The organism is Photorhabdus cinerea, assembly GCF_011189575.1.
GTDB lineage: Bacteria > Pseudomonadota > Gammaproteobacteria > Enterobacterales > Enterobacteriaceae > Photorhabdus > Photorhabdus cinerea.
In genome coordinates, this window is record NZ_PUJW01000051.1 from 1 (window position 1) to 8151 (window position 8151).

Below are 8151 nucleotides of genomic sequence, written 5' to 3' on the forward strand. Positions count from 1 at the left end.
ACCACTGGAAGTGGTGAAACAATACATTCAACATCAGCGTGGCTGATGATTCTACGGGCTTTTCAAGCCCGTCCAAATTCCCCTCCCGCCTGATGTCGGCGGGAGTACCCTTTGGAGGTAAAGATGGTAGCTGGCTCGGAGGAGAAACTTTCGTCTCTTTCGACAAGAAGGCTGTAAAGTTACTTTCTGCACAGGGAAAATCCGCCCAGCTCCTATATTGTTGAATTAATTATTTAAATTTCTATGTCATTACATCACTATTTTGTAATGTAATGACATTTCATTCGGCGGATGGGGGCAATCTTATCCGCAAGTCTTGACCGGTCTTCGAATTAATTTCCTAAAATGCGGGCATTTGAGTAACAAAGAATTACGGTTTTGTTTTCATTCATAGTCCGCAAATATTTTCATTTAAATAGATGCAGAAAATTGCTGGGGGAGTTTCTCATATTATTCCTTTTTTAAATATAGCTTATGAAATCAAATAATCTGTGCAGTGACAACCTTGAATTGGCAGAGGGTTTACTTTGCGGTGGTTTTAATTTACATCATTTTCACACTTGTTTGTCTCATTATAGAGGTGCGAAGGTAATTAAGAGTAGCGCTTCTAATATAGAAAATTAAGGAAAAATATATTTAGAGGATATCGTAATAATATTCTCATTAACCTATCTGGTTTTTTTTGAAGATTATTATATTTCTTCCCTGTTTCAACATGTACAACTGAATTTATTCTCATTTGCATAATATAATTGATAATCATTCTTTTTTACTCATTTTTTGCTGTTAAATTTCCAGGTTGAAAATGGAATGTTTATAGTGATAAATAGCATAATTAATTGAATAAAAATCAAATAATTATATTATTTTTATCCATGAGTAATCTTGTTGTAACAGAGAAAACAATCTGATTCATGTTATTAAAATAAAGGCAATGTTTTATTAAAATAAATCAAATCTCGTTTATTTTTGGTTTATAATTAATATTTCTTTTCTCTTCTTTACTGGAATTTACATATTATTGGTTTTAATCAAAAAGTGCTTTTTGATTAAAATTATCTTGATTTTATTTAATTATGTTTACAAAATCGTTTCATCAAAGAAATAGATTGTCGGGTCCATGCCTTTATTCATTTCGACGAGGCTTGTCGGTGTTATCTTATTTTCTGCTCGGCTAATTGCCTGTTCGGAAATAGCTGAATCCGGTTTTCTATTTCTGAAATCTGTTATGGCATGACCATCATGCTTTCGTCTTATTTTATTATTGAGGAGCTACTTGTGGCACAGAGTTTTCAAAACGAGATCCCCAAAGCCCGTATTAATATCAAATTGGATTTGCATACGGGCGGTGCGCAGAAAAAAGTGGAATTACCCCTGAAATTATTGGTGATGGGAGATTACAGCAACGGACAGGAACAGCGACCTCTCTCGGAAAGAGACAAGGTTTCTATTAACAAAAATAATTTTGACAGCGTACTGGCTGAATTCAGCCCCGCCCTTAACCTGACGGTTGAAAATACTCTGGCGGGTGATGGAAGTGAAGCGAATATTGCGCTGGCTTTCCGACAAATAAAAGACTTCGAGCCTGAGCAAGTAGCCCGGCAAATTCCGCAACTACGGGCGTTACTGTCTATGCGTAATCTGTTGCGCGATCTGAAATCCAACCTGCTTGACAACGCCACGTTTCGCCGGGAACTGGAGCACATTCTCCAGGATGACCAGCTGAGCGATGAACTGCGGACAGAACTAGCAGCACTAGCGCCGCAACAAGAGTGATGATCACCCTATTTCCACGAAATTTGAGTTAAGGATAAGTTAATGGCAGTACAAGAACAGGCTACATCTGTTGCGGCAACCACGACCCACAGTGAAGGTAGCGTCTATCAATCTTTATTTAAGAAAATTAATTTACAGCCGGTCGAACGTTTGAATGGTTTCGATCTTTTTCAGAACAATGATGCTTTGGCCGATGTGACAACCGATGAGCGGGTGACGGCGGCGGTCAGCGTTTTTCTCTCGCTGTTGAAAGAGTCGGCGCAAAAAGTGAAGCGGCTGGATAAAGCCTTGCTGGATCAGCATATCGATGAACTGGACAGCCAAATCAGTCGCCAACTGGATGTGGTCATGCACTACCCGGCATTCCAGCAGGTGGAATCAGCCTGGCGCGGCCTGAAATTTCTGGTTGACCGGACGGATTTCCGTCAGAACGTCAAAATTGAAGTGCTGGATGTGACGAAAGATGATTTGCAACAGGATTTTGATGATGCGCCAGAAATTGTGCAAAGTGGTTTCTATCGCCATACCTACATTCAGGAATACGACACCCCTGGCGGTGAACCCATTGGATCGGTGATTGCCAACTATGAATTTGGTGCCGGCTCACAGGATATTGCCCTATTACGCAATATCGCTAAAGTGGCGGCAGCGGCACATATGCCCTTTATTGCGGCTGCCGGCCCCGCTTTCTTCGGCAAGGAAACCATGGAAGAGGTCGCATCAATTAAAGACATTGGTAACTACTTTGACCGCGCTGAATACATCAAGTGGAAATCTTTCCGTGACAGCGATGATGCCCGTTATATCGGCCTGACGTTGCCGCGAGTATTGGGCCGTTTGCCCTACGGCCCGGATACGGTGCCGGTGCGGACCTTTAATTACATCGAACAAGTCAAAGGGCCGGACCACAATAAATACTTGTGGACTAATGCCGCTTTTGCCTTTGCGGCCAACATGGTGAAAAGCTTTGTCGGAAATGGCTGGTGTGTGCAGATCCGCGGGCCACAAGCGGGTGGGGCGGTCACTGATTTGCCGATCCACCTCTACGATTTGGGGACCGGCAGTCAGGTTAAAATCCCTTCAGAAGTGATGATCCCGGAAACCCGTGAATTTGAATTCGCCAATCTGGGGTTTATTCCGCTCTCTTACTACAAAAATCGCGATTATGCCTGCTTCTTCTCGGCCAACTCAACGCAGAAACCGGCGTTGTATGACACCGGTGAAGCCACGGCTAACAGCCGGATTAATGCGCGCTTGCCGTATATCTTCTTGCTGTCTCGCATTGCCCATTATTTAAAACTTATCCAGCGGGAGAACATCGGGACGACCAAGGATCGGCGTCTGCTTGAAATCGAACTGAACAACTGGATCAACACGCTGGTGACGGAGATGACCGATCCGTCTGACGATTTGCAAGCCTCGCATCCACTGCGTGAAGCGCGGGTGATCGTTGAAGATATTGATGACAATCCGGGATTCTTCCGGGTCAGACTGTACGCGGTGCCGCATTTCCAGGTTGAAGGTCTTGACGTCAACCTGTCTCTGGTTTCTCAGATGCCGAAAGCCAAAGCATAAGTGGGGGGAACATCATGAAAATTGATCGTCCTCTCTGGGTAACGGGGACCATTTTGTCGCCACAACAGTTTCAGCAGCAGGCCCGCTGGGAGGCTTATACGAACCAGTGTATTGCCCAGTTGGGATGGGTGCATCCTTGGGGAGTGCAAACTGTTGTGTTTGATAAAGATGCCTTGGCGCTGGGACAATTAAAGGCTGATCACCTGTGTGTACGTTTTGCTGATGGAACGCTGATTGATACCGATCGCGCTGACTGGTTACCGCCGGTATTAAAATTGGCGTCGGTTCTGCCAACCGAGGCGCAACAGGCCACGGTATTGCTGGCATTGCCGCACACGTATGCTAACGGCGGAAATTGTCTTAAACCCGATGAACAGTCTGACCGTCCGGTGCGTTACCGACAGGAGTGGGTACCGGTACAGGATGAATTCAGTGATTGTCGTGAATCGATGGCGGTGGCGCGTTATGCCGTATCACTGCGTTTTGACAGCATGGAAAACGGACAATATCTCACCTGCCCCGTCGTCCATCTGTTGCGTGATGCCCAGGGTAACTGGGCCTTTGATGAGCAGTTTATGCCGCCATTATTGCGTGTTGGGGCGAATGCTGGGCTGATAAGCCGGCTCGACCTGTTGCTGACCCGGTTGCGGGCTAAACAGACCCGGTTGATGGGGATGCGCCGTGAAAGCAATGAGCGGATGGCAGATTTTGCCGTGGCGGATGTGTCGTTGTTTTGGCTGCTCAATGCGCTTAACAGCTATGAGCCGGTACTGAGTGATTTTCTGGCGCACGCGGATATACATCCGGAGCTGTTCTACCGTGAAATGGTCAAACTTGCCGGTAGTTTGCTGACCTTTTCATTGGACCATGATGCCGGGGTGATCCCCCGTTATCAGCACGATAATCTGCGCGCAGTGTTTCCCCCATTGTTTGACTTGCTAAATCAATTGCTGGAAACCAGCCTGCCATCGCGGATGGTGGCGATTGAACTGAAAAAACCGGGAGAACAGCAGTGGCTGGGGACTTTGCATGATGCCCGCTTGTGCGAAGCGGCAGATTTTTATCTTTCGGTCCGCTCGTCAATGCCGGCGCATCAGTTACAGACCCGGTTTCCATTGTTATGTAAAGCTGGGGCACCGGACGATGTTGATCGGATGATTAACCGGGCATTGACTGGTATCCCTTTGATCGCACTTAGCCATGTGCCGGCGGCGATTCCGTTGCGGCTGGAGAACCAATATTTTGCGCTCGACCTGAGCCATCCGGCGGCTAAAGCTATGCTGGCGGCGGGTGCTTGTGCTTTTTACGTGCCTAGTATTCTGGGTGATATTCAGCTTGAACTGTTTGCGGTACTTCGGACATGAATTCATCACATTTATCGACTCAAAAAAAACCGCAACCGGATATTGATGCTCTGCTGCAAAACAGCTACCTGCTGGTGACGGCACTGTGTCAGGAAGTGCCAGTGGATCAGGGGGACACGGTATGGCAACACTGTACCAGCGAGATAGAACGGGTTCGGCAGGAACTGCGTGATGCGGGCGTCAGCGAGTCCGCGATTGAGCATATCAGTTACGCTCAGTGCGCCCTGCTGGATGAAACCATCCTGAAACGGGCGAAGGATGCGGGGTATACGGCCTGGCGTGCCGCCTCGTTACAGGCTTATTTCTTTGATACTGCGGAAGCGGGCAACCAATTATATGAGCGGATACGCACCGTTTTGCATGAGCCTGCTCCTGATAAGGCGGTGTTGACCTGTTTTCATCGGGTGCTGATGTTGGGGTTCGAAGGCCACGGTCGGGAAGATACCCCTCTGGTTCGGGAACAACTGATAACCCGTTTAAATGAACAGGTTGTGCCTTTTGGATCAACTCAATCTTCCCCCCTGTTGGATTGTGTATCTCCGTCTGGTGATTGGCAGTATGCCGTTGCCCGTCGGCTGGTCGTGACGGTGGTCGTGCTGGCCGGTGTCTGGTGGGGGCTGAGCCGGTATCTGGCGACGCTATTACCGGGGCTGACACGATGAGTATCATGCTGCAACGGGGGCTGTGGGCATGGGGGGCGGGACTGGCGCTGTTGCTCTGCTTGATCTGGTTGCCCTTATCACCCGTAGGCCAGTGGGTAGGGGTAATCATCATTATGCTCTGCACACTGACCGGAGGGTTTTATACCGGACGATCTCAGCGACGGAAACAACATGATGATCTATCGGCATTGCTGCCACCGGAAAGTGACCGTCACCCGGTGGTGCTGGTGTACAGCGACATTCAGGACAGCTTGTTTGGTGAGGCGTGGTTGCGTCAGACGCCGCAGGGCTGCTGGCTGTGCTTGCCGTCTGGAATGTCTCTGACTGACAGCGTGGAAACTTTGCTGGCTGCCCGGCCATCCTGGGGTGGACAGTTGAGCGTGATGGCGGTGATCAACCCGCAGCAATACCATGATGCGGCGATGCTGGCTGGTCGGGTACGGGAGCTGCGCTGGCAGCTTTCTCAGGTGCGCCAGCGACAGGGTATTGCACTGCCTTTACTGCTGGCCGGTTATTTGGCTGATGGCTTGCAACAGCCTGATCCGACGTGGTTTGAGTGGCTGGCGGGACAATCCACCGTCACGATCTGGCAGGAGAAAATGCCTTTTCAGCCGTTAGCGGATTGGTTGAGACAGAGCCAGATGACCGAACAGATGGTGCGTTTTCAACGCGGGGTTGAGCTGACCGGCTGGGCTGACTGGATGAAAGAATACGTATTACCGGCTTGTCTAACCCCGGAGGATGGGCTGCCGTCCTGTCCGCCATGGGCCATGGTGCTAACGTTTGTGCCAGCGTTACCTAACCAGTTAACCGGCCATCTCTGGCAACAATGGTGGCAGAGCAGAACGGCGCTGAAAGGGGCGGGTAATCCGCTCAACCTGTCAGGTACGATGGAAGCGGCCCCAGCACTGCCTTTCCCGGACCAGGCACTGCGCCTGTTGCCGATGGGGACAGTGCTGACACCGGTACAGCGGGCGCAGCGCAGAGCAATGGGACTCTTTTTGCTGGCTGGGGTGACTGCGCTGGGCTGTTCAGCCTGGCATAACTGGCGGTTATTGCGTCAGGTAGAGGGTGACCTGTTGCACTATCAGTCTCTTGCCATCAAGGAGAAGAGCCACAGAGCGCAGGCGGTAGCGGTACTGAGGGCAGATGACAAATTGCTTGAGGCATATTACCGCGACGGAGTGCCGTGGCGTCTGGGACTGGGATTGTATCAGGGCGAACGGTTACGTCCGAGGTTACAGGCGGCTATTGCCCTTTACGCGGCTGAGCCAGCGGAGAAAAAGCCGGTGACGGCAGCTATCCCGCAGACTGTCAGCCTAAACAGTCTGGCGTTATTTGAGGTAGGGCAGGCGAGGCTGAAAGCCGACTCGACCAAAGTGTTAGTTAATGCGTTGATGACCATCCGCGCTAAACCGGGCTGGCTGATTACGATTACCGGCTATACCGATTCTACCGGTGATGCCGTGAAAAACCGGGTGCTATCACTGGCGCGGGCAGAAGCGGTACGCGACTGGCTACAACACACCGGCGATATACCGCCTGCGTGCTTCGCCGTAAAGGGCGAGGGTGCAACGCGGCCGATCGCCACCAATTCAACAGCTGTGGGGCGTACTGCCAACCGCAGAGTTGAAATCCGTCTGGTGCCTGACGCAGTCGCCTGCCAGCGACCGCAAACCGTACCAGGCTTTTTATCAACAACAACGTCGCCGGTGCAGGCGACATCACACACTCAAAAACAGGAGTAATATTATGGCTATCCCCGCTTATTTGTGGTTGAAAGATGACGGCGGTGCAGACATCAAAGGGTCTGTGGATGTACAGAACCGTGAAGGCAGCATCGAAATTGTTGCGCTGGAACATGCTCTGCATATCCCGACGGACAACAATACTGGCAAGCTGACCGGAACCCGCGTGCACGCGCCGCTAGTGTTCACCAAAGAAGTCGATGCTTCAACCCCTTATTTGTATAAAGCGGTCACTTCCGGCCAAACCCTGAAATCAGCGGAAATCAAATGGTACAAAATTGATGACGCGGGTCAGGAGAAGGAATATTTCAACACCCGACTGGAGAACGTGAAGGTGGTGAAAGTGGCGCCGCTGATGCATGACATCAAAGATCCTGCCAAAGAGAAACACAACCATCTGGAACAGGTTGAGTTCCGTTACGAAAAAATCACTTGGACGTACAAAGACGGCAACATCATTCACTCGGATGCGTGGAATGAGCGTAGTCAGGCGTAATTGCTGATCGGCTGCTATGTCGGAGGAATGACAGCCATTTAATCCAACCGGTGCGGCGTTATTGCTGCGCCGGTTGATTGCCGGAACTGGGTAGGCGAGCCTTCCAGACTAATAATTTTAATCCCCGGGGACGGGCACATTTTGAGCAAAAAATCACGGATGAGATTCAGCCGTGCGGTAGCTATGGCAAAACGGTTTATTCCTTGAGTGTGGCCTGACCTCTTATTAACACTGGAACTTATATGGATACGGTATCGACTTCATTATTGTGCCGCTTACACCCCTATTGCGCGCAGACATTGAACGCGGCAGCGGTACTCTGCCAGATATGGGCACAGGCTGAAATCCCCCTGACCCTCACTGAAACGGAGAGTCAGTCATGATCCCTTCAACCTCAGTGGTCATCTTTGATCACAGTCGCTATAAATTAAAAGTCTGGGGCAACAAGGCACCGCTGGATGTATTAGCGTTTACCGGGCAGGAATATTTAAGCCAGCCTTTTTGCTACACCATTGAATTTACCAGCCCGG

General features: G+C 49.9%; 7 protein-coding genes. All 7 read left to right on the forward strand.

Going from position 1 to position 8151, the window contains the following annotated elements:
• Positions 1-1242 precede the first annotated feature (1242 nt).
• The 7 genes from tssB (at position 1243) to C5469_RS21590 (ending at position 8004) form a co-directional block, all read left to right on the forward strand.
• Positions 1243-1776, forward strand: a complete 534-nt coding sequence (tssB, locus tag C5469_RS21560) for a type VI secretion system contractile sheath small subunit (RefSeq protein WP_166310621.1) — start codon at positions 1243-1245, stop codon at positions 1774-1776.
• A gap of 42 nt (positions 1777-1818) precedes the next feature.
• Positions 1819-3351, forward strand: a complete 1533-nt coding sequence (tssC, locus tag C5469_RS21565) for a type VI secretion system contractile sheath large subunit (RefSeq protein ID WP_166310623.1) — start codon at positions 1819-1821, stop codon at positions 3349-3351.
• A gap of 14 nt (positions 3352-3365) precedes the next feature.
• The gene (tssK, locus tag C5469_RS21570; RefSeq protein ID WP_166310625.1) at positions 3366-4715 is read left to right on the forward strand and encodes a type VI secretion system baseplate subunit TssK; all 1350 of its coding nucleotides are present in this window, start codon (positions 3366-3368) and stop codon (positions 4713-4715) included.
• On the forward strand, positions 4712-5377 hold the full coding sequence (gene tssL, locus C5469_RS21575; RefSeq protein WP_166310627.1) for a type VI secretion system protein TssL, short form: 666 nt from the start codon (positions 4712-4714) through the stop codon (positions 5375-5377). Before tssK ends, tssL begins: the two co-directional genes overlap by 4 nt.
• Positions 5266-7125: an OmpA family protein gene (locus C5469_RS21580; protein ID WP_242689559.1), complete on the forward strand. Its 1860-nt coding sequence runs from the start codon at positions 5266-5268 to the stop codon at positions 7123-7125. Before tssL ends, C5469_RS21580 begins: the two co-directional genes overlap by 112 nt.
• Before the next feature lie 4 nt (positions 7126-7129).
• A complete protein-coding gene (locus C5469_RS21585) occupies positions 7130-7621 on the forward strand; it encodes an Hcp family type VI secretion system effector (RefSeq protein WP_166310629.1) in 492 nt (163 codons plus the stop codon).
• A gap of 242 nt (positions 7622-7863) precedes the next feature.
• Positions 7864-8004, forward strand: a complete 141-nt coding sequence (locus tag C5469_RS21590) for a hypothetical protein (protein ID WP_166310631.1) — start codon at positions 7864-7866, stop codon at positions 8002-8004.
• Positions 8005-8151: the final 147 nt, after the last annotated feature.

Bases quoted from the DNA above. Each gene is read 5' to 3' on its own strand.
- tssB (WP_166310621.1), top strand. From the start codon at position 1,243: ATGCTTTCGTCTTATTTTATTATTGAGGAGCTACTTGTGGCACAGAGT.
- tssC (WP_166310623.1), top strand. From the start codon at position 1,819: ATGGCAGTACAAGAACAGGCTACATCTGTTGCGGCAACCACGACCCAC.
- tssK (WP_166310625.1), top strand. From the start codon at position 3,366: ATGAAAATTGATCGTCCTCTCTGGGTAACGGGGACCATTTTGTCGCCA.
- tssL (WP_166310627.1), top strand. From the start codon at position 4,712: ATGAATTCATCACATTTATCGACTCAAAAAAAACCGCAACCGGATATT.
- C5469_RS21585 (WP_166310629.1), top strand. From the start codon at position 7,130: ATGGCTATCCCCGCTTATTTGTGGTTGAAAGATGACGGCGGTGCAGAC.
- C5469_RS21590 (WP_166310631.1), top strand. From the start codon at position 7,864: ATGGATACGGTATCGACTTCATTATTGTGCCGCTTACACCCCTATTGC.